This is a genomic window from Paeniglutamicibacter psychrophenolicus (assembly GCF_017876575.1).
Taxonomy (GTDB): Bacteria; Actinomycetota; Actinomycetes; order Actinomycetales; family Micrococcaceae; genus Paeniglutamicibacter; species Paeniglutamicibacter psychrophenolicus.
The window spans coordinates 2,512,752-2,535,027 of the sequence record NZ_JAGIOE010000001.1; the positions used below are offsets into that span (position 1 = coordinate 2,512,752).

Genomic DNA, 22,276 nt, shown 5'->3' on the forward strand with positions numbered 1-22,276 from the left:
TGAGCGAACCCGGGGTGGCTGGTGGATGCTCAAAAGAGCGGTGGTTGTTCGCTCTGCCAGTGCTTGTTGCGGCGGGGAAGCTGGTCGGGGTCCTCGAACGGGGCAAGCTTCACCCACGGGACGCCGTTCTTCATCACGACCTCGAAGTCGCCCTTGTCGGCGCCGCGGTGCTCGGAGGGGCAGAACATGCCCAGGTTCCACACGCTCGTGGTTCCACCCTCGGACCACGGTTTGATGTGGTGGTAGTCGCAGTGTTCGGGCGGCACTGCGCAAGCGGGCTTGAGGCAGCCGCGGTCGCGGGCGCGGATCGCCTGCTTCATGGACTCGGGTGGATGGCGTCGCTCGCGCCCATAGTCCAGGATCTGGCCCTCGCCGCCGAGCGTGATGGGAATGATTCCGAACTCTGCCAGTCGTTTGCGCAGCTCGGTCACGGAGATCTCCAGGCCGTGCGCGCTCCATCCGGCGCCGCGGGCCAGCCCGAGCAGGACTTCCAGGGTGATGTAGACGAAGAGCTTTGCCGTGGGCAGGCCGGTGGCGCCGTTGGCCGAGGTCCTCGGAGTGCGCATCAAATTCAGCAGGGTTTGCAGATGCCGTTGGGCCGGGGTCGGCTCCTCGGTAACCGCGCCGGTCCCGGTTTCCAACGGCGGAGGATCGTCGAAGGTTTCCGCGTCGGCCGGATGGTCGAACCAATCGGGTCCGTCCGCGGGTTCCGGTGGCGGGAACAAGGAATCCTGGGTGGGGTCGGGGCCCATGGCCGGGATCGGGGGTGAACCGGGTTCAGGTTCAGGGTTGGAATCGGGGTTTTCAGGGGTTGACGGGGTGCCGTTTGCGGTGGGTGAGAAGTCGTCGGCTTCGACCGGGGTGGCATTTGTCCCTGCGTCGGAACCGGGATCGGTGGCCGTGGAGGACGTTGCGTCGCCGCCGTCCGCGGTGCCGGTTCCTTCGTGGTCCGTACTGCCCGAGGGGGTGCCGTCTGCCTTCGTGGTGGAGCGGTCGGTGCCGAGTCCGCGGCCCGGGAGCGTGGCCGCCGCGGCGATGGCCTGGCGGTTTCCGGCCAGGGTGCGGGCGTTGTCGGACTCGGCGAAGTGCGAGAGGAAGACCTCGGCGTCGGCATTGAGCATGCAAGCGGTGAAGTAGGTGAAGTGCCGGGTGCGCTTGGTGACGGAAATGCCGGCCTTGTTGCGGATTTCCTTGGGCGTGGGGGTGGAATCGGCGTCGTCGAGCTCGTCGCTGATCTTGTCGAAGAGCTTGGTGGTGTTCTTTGCGTCGCCCTCGGCCAGGGACTGGGCCACGCGGGACTCGACCTGCTCGGCGAACTGTGCGGCGTCGGGTCGGGATTCGATGGCGGGGCGCAGCTTCTCCAGCTTGCGCGCCGCAGCGGCAACGGTGCTCGGCGCGCTCTTGCCGGTGGCCAGTTGCTGCGCCAGCTGCGGGTAGCGCGGGCCGCGCGGCACGCCGTGCTCATCTACGCCCGGCAGCAGGTCATCGCCCGCCTGCATGCGGTTGAGGGCCTCGAAGTAGTCGATGCCCGCCATGCCGGCGAGGCAGTCGGCCGGTGTCTTGAATTGCAGCTTGCCGGTGGGAACCGTGCGCGGGTCTTCGGGCAGCTGCGCTTGACCGGCCAGGAATGCGGTGGGGTCTTCGGCGATGGCGCGCAGCTCGGTCAGGGTGTTGGCGGGAAGCTCGTGCACGAGGGATTGCCGGGCCATTTGGGCGACCTTTAGCTGTGCGACGGCGATGGCGTGCTTGGCCTGCTCGATCATCATGGCGGTGAGCAGGGCGCGGGTCGGAGAAGCGGGACGGGCAGCGATCCGGGCGACGAGCACGTCGATGCCGCGGATGCCCTCGAACAGGGCGCGCAGTTCATCGTCCGGGGTCGGTGAGTACCCCGGATCGTCGCTGTGTCCAGCGAGGTTGGCGATGAAGGCGTCTGTTTGCATGCCTCCAGTGTGCGGGCTCGGCAGTGCGATGGGGGCCGGGCCGGGAAATTGTGGATAACCCGGGGTCGGGCGATTCGGGCGTGCCGTGCGCGTGGGAGCACCCGCGCGCGAGGAGGCGAATGGGCGGGGGAGCGGATCGTTGGGTGCCGGGCAGGGGGAAGGGACGAAAGGGGGAAGCGGCCTGGCTGGCGGGTGCGGGGTGTGGCCGGGGAAAAACCAGGGGCGTCTCGGGGCGGACCCTGAGGGATTTTGCTGTGAATGGGCCCGGGCCCGGCCTAGCGTGGAAGGCAGGGAAAAGCACATGGACAATCGGGCGGGGGACTGCCCGGAAAGGAGGGGATCGTGATCACGCTGGAGGACCTGAGCAAGGATTTCGGGTCGGTCAGGGCCGTGGATTCGCTGAGCGTCGAGGTGGCACCGGGGAAGGTCACCGGGTTCCTGGGGCCCAACGGAGCGGGGAAAACCACCACGATGCGGATGCTGCTGGGCCTCGATGCCCCGAGCTCCGGCCGGGCGCTGGTCAACGGGGTCGGTTATGCGAAGCTGGCCGCGCCGCTGCGCACCGTCGGTGCGCTGCTCGAGCCGCGCACCGGGCACCGCGGGCAACGTGCCGATTCCCACCTGCGGGGACTGGCACGCAGCAACCGGATCCCGGTGGCCCGCGTGGATGCGGTGCTTCAGGAGGTCGGGCTGGGGGAGGCCGGGAAGCGGCGCATCGGCACGTTTTCGCTGGGCATGCGCCAGCGCCTGGGCATTGCCGCGGCGCTGCTGGGCGAACCGGAGGTGCTGGTGTTCGACGAACCGGTCAACGGGCTGGACGCCGACGGGGTCGCCTGGATCCGCGACCTGATGCGGGCCAATGCAGCGGCCGGGGCGACGGTGTTCGTCTCCAGCCACCTGATGAGCGAGATGCAGTCCACCGCGGACCACCTGGTGGTGATCGGGCGCGGGAAGCTGCTGGCCGACGAATCGATGGACGCGGTGCTGGCCGCCAGCGCGCAGACAGCCGTCGTCGTCTCCTCCCCGCAGGCCGGGGTGCTGGCGGCAGGCTTGGAGCGCGCCGGGTACGCCGTGGCGGTGGCGGGGCACGAATCGCTGCGGGTCACCGGTGCCACGACGCAGGAGGTCGGCGGCGTCGCGCATTCCCTGGGCGTGCGGATCAACGAGTTGGGCCTGCGGCGGGCCTCGCTGGAACAGGCCTACACGGAGCTGACGGCCCAGTCCCTGGACTTCGTGCCGACACGGATCGGGGAGGAATTATGAGCGGGTTCAAGGCGACGCAGGGGGAAACCATGAGGCAGGCACCGATGAAGCAGTCGGAGGGCCCGCGTCCCGGGTTCGGGGCGGCGGTGGCGTTCGAGTTCACGAAGCTGTGGGCGGTGCGCTCCACCCGCATCACGCTGGGCGTGGCCCTGGCCGCGCAGCTGGCGATGGCCTGGCTGCTCGGGTTCTCCGCGTGGGCCAGCGGGGAAAACGGCTACGAGTCGGCGATGCCCGCACCGTTCATGGCGCTGGCCTGCCTGCAGCTGGCCCAGCTGTTCATCGCCACGCTCGCGGCGCTGGCGATCACCTCGGAGTATTCGAACGGGACGATCATTTCCTCGCTGCAGGCCGTGCCGGTGCGCTCCCGGCTGCTCGGTGCCAAGGCCGCGGTGCTGGGCATCGTCGGGCTGGTAAGCGGCGTGGTGCTGGTGGGCACCGGGACGCTGGTGGCGGCGCTGGCGGCCGGGACGTATGGCGCCTTCACGGTGTCGGACATGCTGCTCGCGCTGTCCGGGGGCGGGGTGTACCTGGGGATGCTGGCCCTGGTGATGCTGGGTATCGGGGCGCTGCTGCGCAGCACCGCCGGGGCGATCACCGGCGCGTTCGTGCTGCTCTTCGGGCTGCCGCAGATCCTGCCGCTGTTCACCGTCGACTGGGTGCAGCGCGTCGTGGGCTACCTGCCGACGACGGCCGGGCAGGTGCTGGGCACCGGGGCGGTGGAACCCTACGGCGCGGCGACGGCGATCACCGTGCTGGTGGCGTGGGCAGGTGTGCTGCTGGGTGCCGGGATGTGGGTGTTTACGCGCCGGGATGCCTGAGCCCCCTGGGACGGGCATCGGTCCGGGCATCGGCCCGGCCACGGCGGCCTAGCCGTGGCGCATGTGCTTCCACCAGGTCAGCGGGTCGGCGACCTTGAAGCGCCGGCCCGTCATCGAGGCCGGGACGATGCGCACGAACTGGTCCTTGGGGCCCGACTCCCACGGGAAGAGCATCAGGTTGAAGGAGTCCAGGGTTTCCTCGATGCCGCCGAAGAGCTCGGCCTTGCCCTGGATCATGACCGACCAGGCGATGCCGGTCTCCTGGTTGACGCCGTCGGCCTGGAACGCGACCTGGGGCTGGGCCCGCAGCGTCTTGAGCTTGGTGCCCTCCCCGGTGCGGAACACCACGGTCCCGTGGTCGACGGTGAAGTTGACCGGGAAGATCTGCGGCATGTCATCGTGGCTGACGGCCAGATGGCCGAGTGAAACCGCCCGCAGCAGTTCCAGGCACTGGTTAGATTCGAGTTTCTCGACGTCCGTATGAGTCTGGTTCTCTTCCATGGATTGAGCGTACGTCGGCGCGCGCCATGTGGCCAGAGCTGGACGGCGTCTCTCCGGGGCCTTGCCCGGTGGGGAGCCCGGAATGGTTGGACCAGGTGGCGTCGGGGCCGATACCGAGACGATTTTTCGTGGGTTGCCGACGCGAACATCGTGCGCCCCTGCATGAAGGATGCCCGACGTTGGTCGGTAGAGCCACAGCGTCTTCCCGAGCGGTCCCGACAGCCCCAAGAGTACGCTTCGCGCGCGCACGCGCGTACGCGTGCGAGAAAATTTCGGGGTGGAGCGTGTTGGGGGAAGCCGGCCACCGCGCCTGGAGGCGGAAAGATGCCAATAAAATACGCGGGGCGGCGGGAACCATTGGTTCCCGCCTCCCCGTGTGGTGCCCGCGCTAGGAGTCCTTGGGCTTGCGCTTGAGCTCGCCCTCGATTTCCTTGCGTTCGCGGCGGGTCAGCGGAATCGATCCGGTGGCCGGGTTGATCAGCACCCCCGGTGCCGGGGCAGGAGCCGTGGGGCTCGCTGGAACGTGCATCGGGATGGCTCCCGCGCCCGGCCCGGAGATCGGCGTCGAGGTCACCTTGGGAGCGGCCTGTGCCGCGGGCACCTCCATGCGGGCACCCACCAGCGCCATGACCTCCTCGGTGACCGGGTGGGCACCGTGCCTTTCGTCCCGGCGCGCGGCGGCACGCTCCTTGGCTCCCTCCACCAGATGGTAGAGCACCGGGACCAGGATCAGGGTCAGCGCGGTGGAGGAGACCAGCCCGCCGATGACCACCACGGCCAGCGGCTTGGAGATGAATCCGCCGCCGCCGGTCAGGCCCAGGGCCATCGGCACCAGTGCAAAGATGGTGGCCAGCGCCGTCATCAGGATCGGGCGCAGGCGCTGCCTGGCGCCGTGGTGGATCGCATCCTGCAGGTTCATGGCCGGGTGCCCGTCGCGCGGCAGGCGGTACTGGTTGATCAGGTCGATCAACACGATCGCGTTGGTGACCACGATGCCCACCAGCATCAGCATGCCGATCAGCGAGGGCAGTCCCAGCGGCACATTGGTGAGCAGCAGCAGGGCGATGGCGCCGGTGGCGGCAAACGGGATGGACACCAACAGGATCAGCGGCTGCACCAGCGACTTGAAGGTCGCAACCATGACCACGTAGACGATGGCGATCGCGGCAAGCAGTGCCAGGTAGAGCTGGGCGAAGGACTCGGCCTGTTCGGTGGCGGCCCCGCCAAGTTCGGCGGTGGCACCCTCGGGCAGGGTGAGCGCATCCAGGCGCTTGGTGACCTCCGCGGAGACAGCGCCGAGGTCGTTCTCGCCCGGGGTGATCGAGACCGTGGCGATCCGCTCCCCGTTCGAGGAGGTGATGGTGGCCGGGGACTCGGAGCGTTCGACCTTCGCCACATCTCCCAGACGCACCGTTCCGGTCGCGGTGGGCAGCTTGAGGTCGCGCAGCTGGTTCAGGTTGGTCAGGTCGGTTCCCTCACCGATGCGCACCGGGTAGTCGGTGTAGCCCACGCGCACGGTGCCGGCGGGGATCGGGGAGAGGGTGCCGGCGGTCAGCGCGCCGATCTGGGCCTCGGAGAGCCCGGCGGCCGCGGCCTTGGTCCTGTTGATGGACACCGAGACCTGCGGGCGGGCGGTGGAGAGGTTGTCACTGACGTCGGTGGCGCCCTCGATGCCGGTCATGGCCTCCAGGGTGGCCTCGGTGGCCTCGGTGAGGATCTCGGGGGTGGGCGCGCCGACCTTCACGGTGACCGCGGAGGATCCGCCCATTCCGCCCTCGGAGGCGGAGATGGAGATGTGGGAGTCCTTGGCCAGGGGCTTGATCGCGGTGCGGGCCGCGTCCTGGATCGCTTCCTGGTCGGCGTCGGCATCGGTCATCACGGTGAAGGACGCCGAGTCGGTCCCGCCGGCCAGGAATGCGGCGAACCCGCCCGAGGGGGTTCCGGCGGTCAGCTGCACGTCGGCCACGGAATCGAGGTTGCGCAGCGCCTTCTCGACGGGGGCGGCGGCCTTCATGGTGGTCTCCAGGGAGGAACCTGCCGGAAGTTTCTGCGTGACCGAGAAGGTGTTCTGCCCGGTGCCGCCCAGCAGGTTGGTGGGCACCAGCGGGACCATGATGACGGTGAGCCCCAACAGCGCCACGGAGGCGACAAGCGTGATCACCGGGTGCTTCTGGGTGCCCTTGAGGATGGGGGAGTAGCCGCGCTGCAGCCAGGAGGAGGCTTCCTTTTTTTCGGCCTTCGCGCGCGCCGCGGCGAGGTCCGCCGCGCCGGGACGCGAGTGGCCCAGGAACCAGTAGGCCAGCACCGGGACGATGGTCAGGGAGACCAGCAGCGAGGCCAGCAGGGCGATGGTCACGGTCAGCGCGAAGGGACGGAAGAGTTCCCCGGCCATGCCGCCGACCAGCGCCACGGGCAGGAACACCGCCACGGTGGTCAGCGTCGCGGCCGTCACGGCGGTGGCGACCTCGCGCACCGCGGTGAGGATGGCCCTGGACTTTTCCTCGCCGTAGGTCAGGTGCCGCTTGATGTTTTCGATGACCACGATGGAATCGTCCACCACCCGGCCGATGGAGATGGTCAGCGCGCCGAGGGTCAGCATGTTCAGCGAGTAGCCGCCCATGCGCAGCCCGATGAAGGTGACCAGCAGGGACAGCGGGATGGAGATCGCGGTGACCAGGGTGGAGCGCACCGAGAGCAGGAAGATGAGGATGACGATGACGGCGAAGCCCAGGCCCAGCAGGCCCTCGACGGTGAGGTCGTGGATGGACTGCTCGATGAAGGGTGCCTGGTCGAAGACGGTGGTGAACTTGGCGTCGGCGCCGAGCTGGTCGGCCAGGGCGGGCAGCGCGGCGGCCACGGCGTGGGAGATGCCCACGGTGTCCCCGGCGGGCTTCTTGGTCACCGACACGGCCAGGGTTTCGACCCCGTTGGTGCGGGTGATGGAGGTGGCGGTGTCATCGACCATCTTCACCTCGGCCAGCTGGGAGAGGTCGTACACCCCGGAGGCCCCGCGCACCGGCAGGGACTTGACGGCGTTCAGCGAGTCGACCAGCGAGCCGGAGGTGACCGGCAGGTCCAGGCCGTCGGTGTCCAGCCGGCCCACGGGCATCAGCCCGGAGCCTTCCTCGATGACGGTCTTCAGGTCGTTCACGCCCAGGCGCTCGGAGGCCAGCGTGGCGGCGTCGGGCAGCACGGCGATGTGCTGGGAGGTCCCTCCGGAGACGTCCGCGGTGCGCACGCCGTCGATCTTGGAAAGCTTGGGCAGCACCAGGCGCTCGACGTCCGAGCGCAGCGAGTTCAGGTCCTTCCCGCCGGAAACCGCCAGGTAGACGATGGGGAAGTCGGAGATGGAACCGGCGAACGCGGAGGGCTCCACGTCGTCGGGCAGCGTGGCCTTGGCGTTGGAGATGGCCTTGTCGACCTGGGCGCGGGCGCGGTCCAGGTCGGTGCCGTAGGCGAAGGACAGCGAGACGGTGGTGAAGCCGGTCTGCGAGGTCGAGGAGGAGGACTCCAGGCCCTCGACGGCCTGCAGCGCGCCCTCCAGGGGTTGGGCCACCTGCTTGTCGATGACCTCCGGGGATGCGCCGGGCTGGGATGCCACCACGGAGATCCGCGGGAACTCGAGCGCGGGAATGAGTTCCTGCTTGAGTTGCCCCATGGTGATCACGCCGAAGACCGCCACAAACACGGTGATCAGTGCGATGAGGGCGCGGTTGCCCAGGGAAAGTGCGGCCAGCCGATGCATCTGCCATCCTAGAAAGATTGTCTTGTTCGCTATTGCTCTGCCGTCCACTCTAGTTGGCGCCGGAGGCAGCCGGGTCCACCCAAAGGCGTACCTTGACGCACGCGGGCGCCGGCCACCGAGGGGTGTACTTCACTCCCGGCTCCGTGCAACCATGGGCCAACGGCCCGCAGCTGCATCCGGCGTCCGGGACCAACCCGTCGCCGGGGACTGCGGCACGAACGAGCGTCAACTCCCATCAGCGAAGGAGAAACATGTTCCCGAAATCCACCGATGAATCAAGCCCCTGGATGGTGCCGGGCAGCGAATCCACCATGCCGCCGGAGCACGCCCCGTCCCCGGAACCGCCGCCGGGGCCACCGCCCGGTCCGGAACCGGACTATCCGCCCGCACCGCCCTCGAGGCCGGAGCCGGAACCAGATCCCGGTCCGTACCCGATTCCCCCTGGGCCGTCGCCCGAACCGTATCCGCCGGGGCCGGTTCCGGACCCCGCCCCGTTCCCGAACCCGGTGCCCGGCCCTGACCCGATGCCGCATCCGGATCCGACCACCAGGCCTCCGGCCTGAGCCGCATGCGTGTGGGCCCGCTCCGTGGAGCGGGCCCACACGCATGGCTTGATGTGTACCTTCACGGGCGCCGGGAATCCCCCGATTTATGTATTGTTTCCTGGCGCCCGCGAAGGGGTCATTGATGATGCTTGTTCCTGGCGGTGGCCCGTATCGGCGGGCGCGGATGCCAGGGAACGGACCGGGGCGTGCTCGCGGCTAGGCGGCGGTCGGCCGGGTTGCTGCAGCCGGCCCTCGAGGTCCCGGATCAGGTTTCAGGTTTCGGTCGCCCCGAGTCACGGGCCCTGCCCGGCCACCGGGCCGAAAGCGGCCCCGATTGACCGACGATGCCGGACCGGGAACGGTCTTGCCGAACACTGGAAAACCTGTCTGGGCCATGGGCCGCCCTCCCTGATAGATGTGCTGATGGTGACGTTACCGAAGGTGCAGGTCAGAGGGGAGTGGAAGGAACGTTTCCGGGACGGATTTTCTTGGGACACGGGAAAGGGTGTTGGGAAAATCGATACAGCCGTCCCCGAAGGGGCAGGGCTACATGGCCCGGCCGGTGCGCAGGTCGATGGAGGCAACATGGATTCCGCCCACGTACACGTTCAGGTCCCCGGTTCCCGGCAGGGCATCGCCGCCCGGGACGGTGCCGGAGATGTCGATGCGGAATTCCGGGGCATGGGGTGCCGGGAAATCCAGGATCTTGTACATGCCGTCGCTGGACTCGGCTTGTGCGGCCGGGGATACCGAGATCGTGCCCCAGGAATCCAGATAGCCCAGGTCGATGCACAGGGTGAGCGGTTCGTTGATTCCTGCGACCGAGCGGATCTCGATGGCCAGCGCGGCAGCGCCCCCGGGAAATGCGGAGCCGGGGGTGTGCACGGTGACCGCGTAGCTGCTTCCCCAGATGGCCTCGATGCCGCCCAGCCCGTCGATTCCGGGCAGGTCCGGATCCAGCGGGGTCGAATCGGGCAGTTCGGGTTCCTGCGCCGGAGCTCCGGGGAACATGTCCATCGTGCTTCCTCTCGTTCCCGCCCGCGCGGGCCGACTGCCGTTGTTGGGTGGATTGCCTCCCTGCCACCGTCTCGCTCCGTGCCCCGGGCGTCAAGTGCCCGCGGCACCGAAAACGCGGTGCCATTTCCGTCCCCGGGTACAGGGGGCCGGCGGGGTGCCAACGGACCGAAGCACGGTGGGCTTCCTTTACACGCCGCCGGTCCGTGGTGAATGCTGTCCCTAGTGCCGCAACGGCAATCCCGCCGGCCCCGGACCGGGGCCGGCGGACCGGAGGGCGAATGCGTGAGGAGCGTGGGGACCGGTGGAAGGAATCCGCTTGCGCGTCCAGGACGCCATGCAATCGCACAACGACGGCCTGACGCAGGCGAAGATGGCCCGTGAAATCGGCATGAGCCGCGATGCGCTCAGCCGTTCACTGAGCGGGCAGCGGAACTTCAGCGCCACCGAGCTGGCCAAGCTGTCCAAGGTGCTCGAGGTGTCGCTGAGTTGGCTGGTCACCGGGGACCCGCGCCCCGAAGGGTCCAACGGCAGGGCTGGTCAGGCTGCGGGCTGGAAGCACGATTCCGTGGCGGAGACCGTGGCCTTCCCCGCCGGGGCGTATCGGGAGGTGGGGCTCTCCACCGGGACGGTGCCGCAGCTTGAGCCCGGCCTGGGCCCGGAGGAGGGCGCGGCGGCGGTCGCGACATTGCTGGATGCGGCCCTGGGCCAGGACTTCGTGCACGACCTGCCCGCGGCAATCGAGCGGGCCTACGGGATCGGGGTGTTCGTGGCGGCCGAGGGACCGGCGTTCGACGCCCGGGCCATGCGGACCCACGACGTCACCTACATCATGGTGCGCGGCACCGGCGCCTGGTACCAGGCCAACCTGGTGCTCGCCCGCGAACTGGGCGCGCTGCTGGGCGGACGGCACGAGGGCATCGGCATCCGTACGCAGGCCGAGGACGGTTGGGCCCGCGACTTCGCCCTTGCGCTGCTGCTGCCCGCCGCGAGGCTGAGGTCGATCGACTGGAACCGGCAGACCCCGCGCGAGCTGGCCGGGTTCCTGTGGGAGTCCGGGGCCTCGGCCAAGGCGCTGGCGCACCGGCTCGACGCGCTGGGCATCGGCCGCGGCCCGGCCATGGTTCATGCCGACGAGGGAACCTTGCAGCTGCTGGTCTGGCAGGACCCCGAGTGTCTGAGCCACCACCGGGCCGGGGCGTACCGTGCCCCGCGGATTCCGGCCGACTTGTTCGGTGCCCACCTGTTCGGCATGCGCCGCGGCGTGGTGGACGGGTCCTCGTTGGCCTGGATGCTTGACACCCCGCTGTCGGAGCTTTGAACCGGCAGGCATGATTCAGTGGGTGATCGTTGGGCCGTGTGTTCGGTACGGATTGCCGGGGCAGGTTGGGTGCGTGGCCAAGTGATGGGGCAGGGAAGGGCTCAGGTGCCGGTTCCGGGGTCCATGGCCGCGTAGTACTTCTCGAGCATGTCCTTTGCCGCATCGTTGAGTTCGGAGGCCGGGTCGATGTTCGGGGCGTGCTTGATGACGTCCTTCGGAAAGCGGACCTGCAGGTGGCCGTCGGTGAACACCGCGCCCTCGAGCGAGACCAGGGCCTCCTCGGAGCCGAACAGGCCCAGGTGGATGCTGACGAAGTCGGCGTCCCCGGTGCGCACATCCATGAAGATGTTCCCCAGCGTGCCGACCTTCTCCCGCGCCGGCCCGTAGACGGTGCTTTTCGCCTTCTTCAACGCGTTCAGGTAGCCGTGGCCAAGCATTGCGGTGTCCTCACCGGATGGGCCTCCCGGGCGCGGCCGCCGGCACCAGGCTGGTGCAGGTCAACAAACCGCAACGGATCAAGGCAAGCACGACCATGGCAGGCACATTCTCCCGGGCATCCACCTCAAGCAAAGCACCGCGCGCGCGGCCTTTCAAGGGCCCGGATGCGGCCAAGGCCCGGCCCCCGTGATCGGGGACCGGGCCTTGGCAGCAAAGCCGGGGCAATGAAATCAGGCGAGCTTGAGGACCTTGTCGGTCTCGGCACGCACCTCTGCGTAGAGCGAGGGGTTCTCATTGAGCTTCACGCCGTAGGACGGGATGATCTCCTTGAGCTTGGACTCCCAGCCGGAGAACTGCTTCGGGAAGCAGCGGCCCAGCAGCCCGATCATGATCGGGGTCGCGGTCGAGGCACCCGGGGATGCGCCGAGCAGACCGGAGATGGTGCCGTCCTCTGAGGTGATGACCTCGGTGCCGAACTGCAGCACCCCGCCCTTCTTGGCGTCCTTCTTGATGACCTGGACGCGCTGTCCGGCGGTGATCAATTCCCAGTTCTCACCCACGGCCTCGGGCAGGTACTCGCGCAGCGCGTCGTCCTTCTTGGTCCGGGACTTGAGCACTTCCTTGACCAAGTACATGGTCAAGTCCAGGTTGTCCTTGCCCACTGCCAGCATCGGAAGGATGTTGTGCGCGCGGATGGAGAGCGGCAGGTCCAGCAGCGAGGAGGTCTTGAGGAAGTTGGTGGAGAATCCGGCGTAGGGGCCGAACATCAGCGAGCGCTTGCCGTCGACGAAGCGGGTGTCCAGGTGGGGCACGCTCATCGGCGGGGCGCCGACCGAGGCCTGGCCGTAGACCTTGGCGTGGTGCTGGTCGATGATTGCCTCGTCGGTGCAGCGCAGGAACTGGCCGGAGACCGGGAATCCGCCGAAGCCCTTGATTTCCTCGATGCCGGCCTTTTGCAGCAGGCCCAGGGCGCCGCCGCCGGCGCCCACGAAGACGAACTTGGCCTTGACGGTGCGCTGGGCCTTGGTGGCGTTGTCGCGAACCGTGACGGTCCAGCCGGCGCCGTCGCGCTTGATGCCCTTGACGCGGTGGCCGAAGTTGACATCGGCGCCGTTGGCGGCGAGGTCGTCGGTCATCTGGCGGGTGAGCGAACCGAAGTCCACGTCGGTGCCGGAGCTGACGCGGGAGGCTGCCACGCGCTGGGACTCGTCGCGGCCGTTGGCCACCAGCGGGGTCCAGGACTTGATGGTTGCCAGGTCCTCGGTGTGCTCGATCTCGTTGAACAGCGTGTTCGGCTTCAGCGCCTCGTAGCGGTTCTTGAGGTACTTGGCGTTGTCCTCGCCGATGACGAAGCTCATGTGCGGCAGCGCGTTGATGAAGGTGGACGGATCGCCGACCTGCTTGTTCTTCACCAGGTGGGAGAAGAACTGGCGCGTGACCTGGAACTGCTCGTTGATGCCGATGGCCTTGGCCGGGTCGACGGTGCCGTCGGGGCCCGCGGCGGTGTAGTTCAGTTCGCACAGGGCCGAGTGGCCGGTGCCGGCGTTGTTCCAAGGCGAGGAGGACTCGAGGCCGGCCTGGTCCAGGTTCTCGAAAAGTCCAATGCTCCACCCCGGCTCCAGTTGCTTGATCAGGGTTCCGAGCGTTGCGCTCATGACACCGGCGCCGATAAGGACGACGTCGAATGACTGCTGGGTGGATTCAGAAGGCACGGGGGGATCTCCATTGAAAGTTCTTCTAGACTCTACGCAAGGGTAGCTTGATGCGGCCGCGTCCAGGAAATTGGTCGCTTGACATCGACGGTGTTAAGTGTTCAGTCTCACATCGGAGAAAACCTCGTCCAGCACCGGGGACGAAGGATAGTTCTTCACGGTGTCATTGAAGGCCAGCGCGGAAATCGGGAAGGCCAGCGGCAGGGCCGGCAAATCCCGGGCCAGCGTGTTGGACAAATCCTCGTAGGCGGCCACGCGTGCCTCGCCGGCGGGCATGGAGCGGGCCAGCAGCACCTGGGCGGTGAGGATGGGGGAGTCGTAGTCGAATTGCCGGTTGTTCGAGGCGAACAGCGCGCCCATGAAATCGTCAGGGTCCCGGTAGCCGCCGTTGAAGCCCAGCAGGTGCAGCCCCGGGGTCTGCCCCGAGCGGACCTTGGACACGTAGCCGTCGGTCCAGTCGATGGGCACCGGCCGGATCTTGATGCCGACCAGTGCCAGCTGCCGGGAGAGCTCGGCATAGATCAGCTCGGGCAGCGGTAGGTAGGCCCGGGAAATGTTCAGCGGATACAGGAACGGGATGGGGGTGCCGTCGTAGCCGCAGGATTCGAGCAGCTCCTTGGCGCGCTTGGCGTCGGGCCCGTAGTAGGTGTCGGAGGTCTTGATGCCCAGCGAGGCAGGCAGGAAGCCGCGGGCCTCCTTGGTGCCGGAGATGAAGAACTGCTCGATGATCTTGTTCCGGTCGATACCGTGGGCGATGGCGCGGCGGAACTCGTCCTTGGCCAGCCACTCGTTGGACCGGTTCATGCCCAGGTAGGTGACGGAGTACGGGTCGCGCTGCACGATCAGCTTGCCCTCGCGCACCAGCTCGCGCAGGCCCGTCACCGTGACCATGTCGAAGCCGTCGATTTCCTTCCGGCCCAGTGCGCCCAGGCGCCCGGACGGGGTGCGGATCTCCTGGAAGACGACCAGCGTGGGGGAGGTGGTGTTGGCCGCGACGGCGTCCGCGTCCCAGTAGCCGGGGAAGGACCGCAGCGTGATGGCCCCGTCCTTCCAGGACACGAACCTGTAGGGCCCGGTGCCCACCGGGTGCGCGGAGAGCGCCGAATCGGTCCGCCCGGATTCCGGTGCTGCGGCCAGCGCCTTGGGCGAGGCGATGGCCAGGCCCGGCAGCGTGAGCGCCTCGATGAGTCCGGTGATGGGCTTGCGCAGCGTGAGCACCACGGTGTGGGTGTCGGCGGCCTTGATGGATCCGAAGTAGCTGGCGGTCCCGCCGGTGTTGGCGCCCACGAACGGGTCGTCCTTGAGTTGCTTGCGCAGCGATTCGAGCAGCTGGAGTTGCTCGGCGTGGTGGGCAAGCTGCTGCGGGTCGACGATTTCGTCGCCGTTGGCATCGAGGGTCGGCTCGGGTTCGGGGATGGTCTTGGGCAGCACCGGGAGCTGGTCGTTGGGCCTGAAGACCTGGGTGAAGCCCTGGTCGGAGTTGGCGCGCACGTCGGCGGGCAGGGCCACCCAGTGCTCGAAGTTGGTGACCACTGCCGCCGCGTCGAAGTCGGTGCCGTCGTGGAACTTGACCCCGCGGCGCAGGATGAAGGTGAATTGGAGCCGGTCCGGGCTCACGATCCAGTCGGTGGCCAGCAGCGGGATCGGGGCGCCGGTCTCGCGGTCGACTCCGATGAGCCCCTCGTAGACCTGGCGGGTGACGCGGAAGGTCTCGTTGTCCCCGGAGATCCCCGGGTCCAGGGTCAGCGGGTCGGCGGCGGAGCCGAAGTGGAAGGTGCGGATGGCCGGTTCGGTGCTGGCGGTGGGGCTGGGGGGCGCCGGGGTTTCCTTCGGGACGCAACCGGCCAGGGCCAGGGCGCCGAGCCCCAGGCCCCCGGCCAGGAAGGCCCGGCGGGTGGCGCGCGGTGGTTGAAGGCTGTGCGGCTGGCTTGGCACCAAAGACTCCTCGTCAGTGTTTTGGGCTCCACGATCGTGGCTGGCCGCTGCCGGTGGTTAACGAGCAGGGCCCCCGAAATCATCCGGGGGCCCTGCGCGATGCCGCTGGTCCCCAAGGGGGATGCATGCGGCTCGGGAGTGCGAGCGGGGGGACTTGAACCCCCACGTCCGAAGACACTGGAACCTAAATCCAGCGCGTCTACCAATTCCGCCACGCTCGCAAGGCAGCGAACCGCTTTCGAAGTTCGGCAGGAATCAGTCTAGCGGAGATTTTCGGCCCGATTTATCGCTTTTGGGCTGAGGGCGAAACTTTATTTGGGGTCAATACCCAAATCACGACGCAATTTCGCAACGTGCCCGGTGGCACGCACGTTGTACTGCGCCGCCTCGACGATTCCGCTCTCGTCAACCACGATCGTTGAGCGGATCAGGCCCTCGTAGGTGCGGCCGTAGTTCTTCTTCTCGCCCCAGGCTCCGTAGGCCGCGGCCACGGCGTGGTCCTCATCGGCCAGCAGCGGGAAGGTCAGCTCTTCCTTCTCGGTGAACTTGGCCAGCTTGGCCGGGGCATCGGGGGAGATGCCCACGACCTGGTATCCGGCGGACGCCAGGGATTCCAGGGAATCGCGGAAGTCGCAGGCCTGCTTGGTGCAGCCCGGGGTGGATGCGGCCGGGTAGAAGTACACGATGGTCTTCTTCCCGCGCAGCGAGGACAGGGCGAGCTCCTGGCCGCGGGCATCGGTCAGGGTGAAGTCCGGTGCAGTGTCTCCGACGGACAGGCGGACGGCTTCGGCGGTGGTGTTCTCACTCATCGGTGTGGGTGCTCCCTAGGGTCTTGGGGGTCGATGGGCCAAGGGAATTGGCATGCCCGGCGCATCGAATAGTGAATGGGGTTCTGCCCATGAGCCTATCGAAGTCTGTTGAATTGGATGTCAGTGTGTCGCCCCAATGCCTGACTGATTGCCTTCCATGTCAAGATCAGATCATGGAAAGCGATGACGCACTTTACTTGGCGCGGGTGAAGGAAAAACTGAAACCAGCCGTTATCCGATCGACGATGACATATGCGGGTCTTTTTCAACTTACCCATCAATTGATCGAGCTCGCGGTGGTTGGCAAGGTCAAGTCCCATTACGGGTTCGTCGACTTCACGGGTCCGCATTTTTGGATGGATGACTTTGGCGGCGAGCGCGATTACAAGGAGGAAGTGCTGAAACTTTCGCCCAAGAACAAGTTCTTGGCATCGGTTCAGTGGCTTCTCCAACAAGGTGGGCTGACCCGCCAACAAGCCGACCAGTTGCGCGAGATATACGATCATCGAAATGACTTGGCTCATGAGCTAACCAAATACATTATCGATGTCGACCATGAGCCCAATTACTCCTTACTCGGTGATGCACTGATCATCTTGCGCGACCTTGACCGTTTCTGGATGTCCAAGGAAGCAGGGGCGGTTTCCTTTGATGTCACGGAGGAATCGGATCTTGATGACGTCCAATCCGGGACGTCCGTGGTTTTGTCGCTTTGTCTCCAAGCCTGCATAGACAGTTCAACTTGAACCGAGCTCGAAACGCGGCAGGCGGGTCCCGGTGAACGTTGCCGTCCGGGGGCCCGCCTGGCGAGGGGGAGGGAGATCCTTAGCTTTCCTTGTAGACCCGGCGCACCACGGTCAGGCTGACCAGCGACACCGCGGCAATGGCCAGCAGGTAGAAGCTCGGTGCCAGCAACGACCCGGTGGAGGCGATCAGCCAGGTGAGGATGAACGGTGCGAAGCCGCCGAAGACGGTCACGGCGATGTTGTAGCCCAGCGACATGCCGGTGGTGCGGATCTGCGGCGGGAAGATCGAGGCCATCAGAGCCGGCAGCGGCGCGAAGTAGGCGGTGGCCAGGAAGCCGAAGACGATCTCGATGCAGATCATGGTCGCGATGGTGGGCACGTTGACCAGGAGGATGAACAGCGGCAGCGCGGCAATCAGGGTGCCGATCGCGGCGAAGGTCATGATGCGCGCAGGGCCAATCCGATCGGCCAGGGCGCCGACGAACGGTGCGCACACGGCCATCATGATGCCGAAGATCAGTGTGGAGGCGAAGGCCGCGGACTTGGTCATGTCCAGGTTCACGATGGCGTAGGTGGGCATGTACAGGGCCAGGTAATTGGCCACGGAGCACAGTGCCACGACCCCAACGATGGCCCAGAGCCGGCCGCGGTTGGCCACGAAGGCCTCGGTGAGCGGGGCCTTGGATTTCTCGGTGGCCAGGAACTCGGGGGTCTCGTCCATCTTGGTGCGGATGTACCAGCCGACCGGGCCGATGGCCAAGGCGAAGATGAAGGGTATGCGCCAGCCCCAGGACTCCAGGGACTGGGTGGAGAGGTAGTTGTTCAGCACGAAGCCGAAGAGCCCGGCCAACAGGATCGCCGCACCTTGGGTGGCGACCTGCCAGGAGCCGTAGAAGGCCTTGCGGTCCGGGGCGTACTCGATCAGGAAAGCGGTGGCGGAGGCGAACTCGCCGCCGGCGGAGAAGCCCTGGAGCAGGCGTGCGGTGAGGATGATGATGCCGGCCGCCACGCCGATGGTTGCCGCTGTGGGAGCCACGGCGATCAGCAGCGTGCCGACGAACATCAGCACGATCGAGAGCATCAGCCCGGCCTTGCGTCCGGCCTTGTCCGAGTAGCGGCCAATGACCACCGCGCCCAGCGGGCGCATCAAGAAGGAGACCCCGAAGGTGGCGAAGGCCAGCAGCAGGGAGGACTTTTCGTCGTGGGTGGGGAAGAAGAGCCTGGAAATGGTCACGGCGAAGGTTCCGTAGACGACGAGGTCGAACCATTCCAGGCCATTGCCGATGGAGGCGGCCACGACGGCCTTGCGGGCGTCGCGGCGTTTCTTCTCGAGCTCGGCGGTGCCGATGCGGGTGGAGCGTGAGTGATCAAGCATGATGTTCTCTCCGAAGTGGTGTGCGGTGTGGGGGAACGGGATTGCCGGGGCGGGGTGCCCCGGTGCGGGAGTGGTTAGGGCCGTGCCTGGAGGTCGGCGGCCAAGTCGAGCAGGAAGGTCTCGAGCGCGGTGATCTGGGAGAGCTCGATGAATTCGTTGGCGGTGTGGGCCTGGGCCAGGTCGCCGGGGCCGCAGAGGATCGTGTCGATGCCGGCCTGCTGGAAGATCCCGGCCTCGGTGGCGTAGGCGACCTTGTCGCTGGTGGCGGAGCCGAGCAGCCGCCGGGCCAGGTCCCCGGTGTCGCGGGCGCCCAGGTGGCTGAGTCCGGGGACCATCGCCACTTCCTCCAGGCGGACCCCGGCGGCCGGGTTTTCCGCCCGCATGGCCGGGTTGATGTCTTCGTCGAGGAAAGTGCGGATGCGGGAAACCATCGTGGCCGGGTCGTCGGCCGGGATGGTGCGGAACTCGAAGTCCACTGTGCAGGAATCGGGCACGGTGTTCACCGCGACGCCGCCGGAGATCATTCCGGTGCTTGCGGTGGTGTGCGGGACATCGAAGTCTGGGTCGAAGGGGCCGTTGGTGCGGTGCCCGTCGGCCAGGGACCGGATGAACGAGATCGCCCGGGCGGCGTATTCGATGGCGTTGACCCCGTGGGGTGTCAGCGAGGAGTGGGTGGCCACCCCGGTGAAATGCATGCGGTAGAGGTTGCTCGACTTGTGCGCGGAGATCACCCGCATCATGGTCGGTTCCCCGACGATGCATTTGTCCGGCCGGATGCCGAGGCGGGTGAGTTCGGCAAGCAGCTCGACGGCACCGTGGCAGCCGATTTCCTCGTCGCAGGTCAATGCCAGGTGCACCGGTTCGCGCAGCGGCCGGGCCAGGAATTCGGGCAGCAGGGCCAGGATGGCGGCACAGAAGGCCTTCATGTCGCTGGATCCGCGGCCGTAGAGCCTTCCATCGCGGACCTGGGCGGTGAAGGGGTCCGAGTGCCAGTCCTGACCGTCGACCGGAACCACGTCGGTGTGGCCCGAGAGCATGATCCCGCCCTGGGTGGAGCCGTCGGCGGCCGGGAGCGAGACGAAGAGGTTGGCCTTGCCGGACGTGCTGGAGGGGACCACCAGGGGATCCAGGCCCAGGGAGCGCAGGAAAGCCTCGACGTGGTTGACCAGTTCCAGGTTGGAGCCGCGGCTGGTGGTGTCGAAGCCGATCAGCGTGCCCAGCCAGTCGATGCTGCGCGGCGCGGTGGAGGTGCTCATCGGACGAATCGTTCCATGTAGGTGCGCAGCCGGGCCACGCCGTCGTCGATGCGGGGCAGTTCGCTGGCGAAGCACCAGCGCAGGTAGCCCTCGCCCTCGGGGCCGAAGGCGATTCCCGGGGCCAGGCCGAGGCCGGTTTCGGAGATCAGGTCGCGGCAGAAGGCCAGCGAGTCGGTGGCGCCGGTGACCTTGAAGAAGGAATACATGGCACCGGGTGCGGCGGCTGCAAGTTCGATGCCGGGGATGGTGGAGAGCTCGGCCTGCAGGTGGTCGCGGGCTGTCTTGAGCCGGGCGACGGTGCGGGCGATGAGCGGTTCTCCGTGGTTGACGGCATGGTTGGCGGCCGCCTGGACGAATCCGGGGGTGCAGGTGGTGGAGAATTCCAGCAGCTTGCCGATTTCCGGCAGGGTCGCCTTCGGGGCGACGATCCAGCCGATGCGCCAGCCTGTCATGAGCCAGGTCTTGGAGAACGAGTTGCAGCTGATGACCCGGTCGGCCTCGTCGGCGATGTCCAGGAAGGTGGGGGCGCTGGTGCCCTCGAAGTAGTAGCGCTCGTAGACGTCGTCGGAGATGATCCAGATGCCGTGCTTGCGGCAGTGTTCAAGGATGGTGCGCTGGTCCTCGACGGAGATGACCCAGCCGGTGGGGTTGTTGGGGGAGTTCAGCAGCAGGGCCCGGGTGTCGGGGGTGAGCATGTCAAGCAGTTTCTGGACATCCAGGCTCCAACCGGTGGCCTTGAAGTCCAGTGAGACGGTGTCCACCCGCGCGCCGAGAACCTTGGGGATTTCCACCAGGTTGGGCCACAAAGGGGTCACGGCAACCACGTGGTCGCCGTGGCCGACGACGGCCTGGACCGCGGTCATCAGGGCCGAGGTGCCGGAGCTGGTGACAGCGATCCGGTCGACCGAGCCGCGGCCATGCAGGCGGGCGGTGTAGGCGGCCAGCGATTCGCGCAGGGCGTTCGTGCCCAGGGTCTGGACGTAGAAGACGTTGCCGTCGTTGATCTCGCGTGTGGCGACGTCGCGGATGTCCTGCGGCGTGGGCTCGTCGGGTTCTCCGAACCAGAAGGGCAGCACGCCCTCGGTGCCGATGGCGGCGTTGGCGACCTCGCGGATGGCGGAGGAACGGAGCTGCTGGACCTGGGTGCGGGCCCGGAGGTCCCAGCCGGCTGGAGCCGTGGGGAGTGACATTGCGATGGTTTCCTTCCGCCCGTGGCCCGGAACGGTGGCCGCGGTGCTGGTTTTGGCGGGCGTTGGGAGGCGCCGCCGATCTGACATGATCAACTGTGCGGCAGCTCACGAGCGAATGTCAAGATAATCCAAAAAATATCTACGTGTTTGAAAAGTCTTGAATTGGATGACCTTTCATATGTAAGGTGGAGCATCAGTCCTCGCCGAGGGCCGGAGACGAAAGGCAGCAAGCGTGGATGCCGATACGGGAAATGCAGGTCATGGGCCGGATGCCACCGCCAAGGGGCGGGCGCCGCTGGGCGGCCTGAGCCAGGCGATCCGTCCGGTTCCGGACGAGGAAAGCTTTGACGCCGTGGATGTTGCGTTGCTGCAGCTGCTGGCCGCCGATGCGCGGCAGTCCCAGCGCACGCTGGCCCGGCACGTGAACATGTCGGCGCCCGCCGTGGGGGAGCGCATTGCCCGCCTCGAGCGGGTGGGCATCCTCCAGCAGTACACCGTGAGGGTCGACTGGGCGCGCCTGGGCTACCCCATGGTCGTCTACCTGCCGGTGGTTGCCGTCGCCGGAACCGATATCGGTGCGCTGATGAATTCGCTGACCGAGCTCGCGGAGGTCGAGGACATCAATGTCGTCTCCGGTGCCTACGACCTGCTGGTGCGGATCCGGGTGCGAAACCACAAGCACCTGACCGAGATCCTGCTCGAAAGCATCTGGCAGATCCCCACGCTCCAGCGCACCGAGACGCTGCTGTGCCTGGCCGAATCCAAGCAGGAATCGTTCACCGAGAAACTGCTCGGCCAGCTTCACGAACGCATCACCGGCTAGCCGCCACCACAACCCACGTTTTCAAGGAGTCCTTGCAGTGCGCACGAACATCATCAAGCAGTCCCTTCTCGCCCGGACCTCCAGCACCGGCGCCTGGCTCACCCTGGGGTCCCCGGCCGTGGCCGAGGTCATGGCGCACTGCGGTTTTGACTGGCTGGTCATCGACCTCGAGCATGCCCCCAACGACCCGGCCAGCGCCACCGAACAGCTGCGCGCCCTGGGCGCCGCACGCGACGCCGGCGCCCGGGCCGAGGCGCTGATCCGCATTGCCGAGCTCGACCCGGTGCTGGTCAAGCGCGCCATGGACATTGGCTGCCAGAGCATTGTGGTGCCCAACGTCAATGCTGCCGAACATGCCGAACTCGCGGTGCGCTCCATGCGCTTCCCGGACGGTGGCAACGGTGGCATCCGCGGTGTTGCCGGGCTGGTGCGCGGCGGGACTTTCGGGCTTGACCCCGAATACGTCAACGGCTCCAACGCCCAAGCGTGCACCATCGTGCAGATCGAGTCGGCCGAGGCACTGGGGAATGTGGAGGCGATTGCGGCTGTCGACGGGGTCGATTGCCTGTTCATCGGCACCGCGGACCTCTCGGCCAGCATGGGCCTGCTCGGGCAGCCGACCCACCCGGCGGTGCGTGAAGCGATCGCCAGGATCATTGCTGCGGCACGCGCGGAAAACAAGGCCGTGGGTGCCTTTGCCGTTAGCGTCGAGGACGCGCGCTGGTACCGCGAGCAGGGCGCCGAGTTCATTGCCCTGCATTCGGATGTCGCGTGGCTGGCCCGCGGTTCGATGGGAGCCTTGGCGGAGCTGAACGCCTGAGTATTTCCGCCGGCACGGCTTGTGC

The 22,276-nt window shown here is 67.3% G+C and carries 17 protein-coding genes and 1 tRNA gene; 6 read left to right on the forward strand and 12 right to left on the reverse strand.

Annotation, left to right across the window (positions count from 1 at the left end; genetic code table 11):
* Positions 1-29: 29 nt before the first annotated feature.
* Positions 30-1,940, reverse strand: coding sequence for a hypothetical protein (locus tag JOF46_RS11410; protein WP_209907396.1), 1,911 nt, complete (start codon positions 1,938-1,940; stop codon positions 30-32).
* Positions 1,941-2,282: 342 nt separating this feature from the next.
* Between JOF46_RS11410 and JOF46_RS11415 the strand changes: the two genes are divergently transcribed.
* Both JOF46_RS11415 and JOF46_RS11420 read left to right on the forward strand, forming a co-directional pair.
* Positions 2,283-3,203, forward strand: coding sequence for an ATP-binding cassette domain-containing protein (locus tag JOF46_RS11415; RefSeq protein WP_209907397.1), 921 nt, complete (start codon positions 2,283-2,285; stop codon positions 3,201-3,203).
* Positions 3,200-4,021: an ABC transporter permease gene (locus JOF46_RS11420; RefSeq protein WP_209907398.1), complete on the forward strand. Its 822-nt coding sequence runs from the start codon at positions 3,200-3,202 to the stop codon at positions 4,019-4,021. Before JOF46_RS11415 ends, JOF46_RS11420 begins: the two co-directional genes overlap by 4 nt.
* A 48-nt stretch (positions 4,022-4,069) precedes the next feature.
* On the opposite strand, the gene JOF46_RS11425 is transcribed toward JOF46_RS11420, so the two are convergent.
* From JOF46_RS11425 to JOF46_RS11435, 3 genes are all read right to left on the reverse strand, one after another.
* On the reverse strand, positions 4,070-4,522 hold the full coding sequence (locus tag JOF46_RS11425; protein WP_209907399.1) for a pyridoxamine 5'-phosphate oxidase family protein: 453 nt from the start codon (positions 4,520-4,522) through the stop codon (positions 4,070-4,072).
* A gap of 388 nt (positions 4,523-4,910) precedes the next feature.
* Positions 4,911-8,267 (reverse strand): efflux RND transporter permease subunit, encoded by a 3,357-nt coding sequence (locus tag JOF46_RS11430; protein ID WP_209907400.1) that lies wholly within the window; start codon positions 8,265-8,267, stop codon positions 4,911-4,913.
* A 1,091-nt stretch (positions 8,268-9,358) separates the two neighbouring features.
* Positions 9,359-9,829, reverse strand: a complete 471-nt coding sequence (locus JOF46_RS11435; RefSeq protein WP_209907401.1) for a hypothetical protein — start codon at positions 9,827-9,829, stop codon at positions 9,359-9,361.
* 316 nt (positions 9,830-10,145) lie between these two features.
* On the opposite strand from JOF46_RS11435, the gene JOF46_RS11440 reads away from it, so the two are divergent.
* Positions 10,146-11,147, forward strand: coding sequence for a helix-turn-helix domain-containing protein (locus JOF46_RS11440; RefSeq protein WP_245348097.1), 1,002 nt, complete (start codon positions 10,146-10,148; stop codon positions 11,145-11,147).
* A gap of 101 nt (positions 11,148-11,248) precedes the next feature.
* Here JOF46_RS11440 and JOF46_RS11445 read toward each other — a convergent pair whose 3' ends face one another.
* From JOF46_RS11445 to bcp, 5 genes are all read right to left on the reverse strand, one after another.
* Complete coding sequence (locus JOF46_RS11445) at positions 11,249-11,584, reverse strand: hypothetical protein (protein ID WP_209907403.1); 336 nt, start codon at positions 11,582-11,584, stop codon at positions 11,249-11,251.
* 231 nt (positions 11,585-11,815) lie between these two features.
* Positions 11,816-13,297, reverse strand: a complete 1,482-nt coding sequence (locus JOF46_RS11450; protein WP_209907404.1) for a malate:quinone oxidoreductase — start codon at positions 13,295-13,297, stop codon at positions 11,816-11,818.
* A 93-nt stretch (positions 13,298-13,390) separates the two neighbouring features.
* Complete coding sequence (locus JOF46_RS11455) at positions 13,391-15,232, reverse strand: ABC transporter substrate-binding protein (protein WP_209907405.1); 1,842 nt, start codon at positions 15,230-15,232, stop codon at positions 13,391-13,393.
* A gap of 139 nt (positions 15,233-15,371) precedes the next feature.
* Positions 15,372-15,453: transfer RNA gene (locus JOF46_RS11460), tRNA-Leu, on the reverse strand.
* Positions 15,454-15,543: 90 nt separating this feature from the next.
* Complete coding sequence (gene bcp / locus JOF46_RS11465) at positions 15,544-16,041, reverse strand: thioredoxin-dependent thiol peroxidase (RefSeq protein ID WP_209907406.1); 498 nt, start codon at positions 16,039-16,041, stop codon at positions 15,544-15,546.
* A 173-nt stretch (positions 16,042-16,214) separates the two neighbouring features.
* Here bcp and JOF46_RS11470 point away from each other — a divergent pair, with 173 nt between their 5' ends.
* The gene (locus JOF46_RS11470; protein ID WP_209907407.1) at positions 16,215-16,787 is read left to right on the forward strand and encodes a hypothetical protein; all 573 of its coding nucleotides are present in this window, start codon (positions 16,215-16,217) and stop codon (positions 16,785-16,787) included.
* Positions 16,788-16,866: 79 nt separating this feature from the next.
* Here JOF46_RS11470 and JOF46_RS11475 read toward each other — a convergent pair whose 3' ends face one another.
* The 3 genes from JOF46_RS11475 to JOF46_RS11485 form a co-directional block, all read right to left on the reverse strand.
* Entirely contained in the window at positions 16,867-18,162 is a 1,296-nt protein-coding gene (locus JOF46_RS11475; RefSeq protein ID WP_209907408.1) for an MFS transporter, read from the reverse strand.
* Between the two features lie 74 nt (positions 18,163-18,236).
* On the reverse strand, positions 18,237-19,418 hold the full coding sequence (argE, locus tag JOF46_RS11480) for an acetylornithine deacetylase (RefSeq protein ID WP_209907409.1): 1,182 nt from the start codon (positions 19,416-19,418) through the stop codon (positions 18,237-18,239).
* Positions 19,415-20,608, reverse strand: a complete 1,194-nt coding sequence (locus tag JOF46_RS11485; protein ID WP_209907410.1) for a pyridoxal phosphate-dependent aminotransferase — start codon at positions 20,606-20,608, stop codon at positions 19,415-19,417. The genes argE and JOF46_RS11485 overlap by 4 nt, the downstream gene beginning before the upstream one ends.
* A 232-nt stretch (positions 20,609-20,840) precedes the next feature.
* On the opposite strand from JOF46_RS11485, the gene JOF46_RS11490 reads away from it, so the two are divergent.
* Both JOF46_RS11490 and JOF46_RS11495 read left to right on the forward strand, forming a co-directional pair.
* Positions 20,841-21,431: an Lrp/AsnC family transcriptional regulator gene (locus JOF46_RS11490; RefSeq protein WP_209907411.1), complete on the forward strand. Its 591-nt coding sequence runs from the start codon at positions 20,841-20,843 to the stop codon at positions 21,429-21,431.
* A 37-nt stretch (positions 21,432-21,468) separates the two neighbouring features.
* Positions 21,469-22,251 carry an HpcH/HpaI aldolase family protein gene (locus tag JOF46_RS11495; protein ID WP_209907412.1) on the forward strand — a complete coding sequence of 261 codons (783 nt, stop codon included), beginning with the start codon at positions 21,469-21,471 and terminating at the stop codon, positions 22,249-22,251.
* Positions 22,252-22,276 lie beyond the last annotated feature (25 nt).

What these genes read in the sequence shown, in the direction of transcription:
- JOF46_RS11410 (WP_209907396.1), bottom strand. Translation starts at nt 1,940, where the DNA reads ATGCAAACAGACGCCTTCATCGCCAACCTCGCTGGACACAGCGACGAT.
- JOF46_RS11420 (WP_209907398.1), top strand. Translation starts at nt 3,200, where the DNA reads ATGAGCGGGTTCAAGGCGACGCAGGGGGAAACCATGAGGCAGGCACCG.
- JOF46_RS11425 (WP_209907399.1), bottom strand. Translation starts at nt 4,522, where the DNA reads ATGGAAGAGAACCAGACTCATACGGACGTCGAGAAACTCGAATCTAAC.
- JOF46_RS11430 (WP_209907400.1), bottom strand. Translation starts at nt 8,267, where the DNA reads ATGCATCGGCTGGCCGCACTTTCCCTGGGCAACCGCGCCCTCATCGCA.
- JOF46_RS11435 (WP_209907401.1), bottom strand. Translation starts at nt 9,829, where the DNA reads ATGGACATGTTCCCCGGAGCTCCGGCGCAGGAACCCGAACTGCCCGAT.
- JOF46_RS11445 (WP_209907403.1), bottom strand. Translation starts at nt 11,584, where the DNA reads ATGCTTGGCCACGGCTACCTGAACGCGTTGAAGAAGGCGAAAAGCACC.
- bcp (WP_209907406.1), bottom strand. Translation starts at nt 16,041, where the DNA reads ATGAGTGAGAACACCACCGCCGAAGCCGTCCGCCTGTCCGTCGGAGAC.
- JOF46_RS11470 (WP_209907407.1), top strand. Translation starts at nt 16,215, where the DNA reads ATGGAAAGCGATGACGCACTTTACTTGGCGCGGGTGAAGGAAAAACTG.
- JOF46_RS11475 (WP_209907408.1), bottom strand. Translation starts at nt 18,162, where the DNA reads ATGCTTGATCACTCACGCTCCACCCGCATCGGCACCGCCGAGCTCGAG.
- argE (WP_209907409.1), bottom strand. Translation starts at nt 19,418, where the DNA reads ATGAGCACCTCCACCGCGCCGCGCAGCATCGACTGGCTGGGCACGCTG.
- JOF46_RS11485 (WP_209907410.1), bottom strand. Translation starts at nt 20,608, where the DNA reads ATGTCACTCCCCACGGCTCCAGCCGGCTGGGACCTCCGGGCCCGCACC.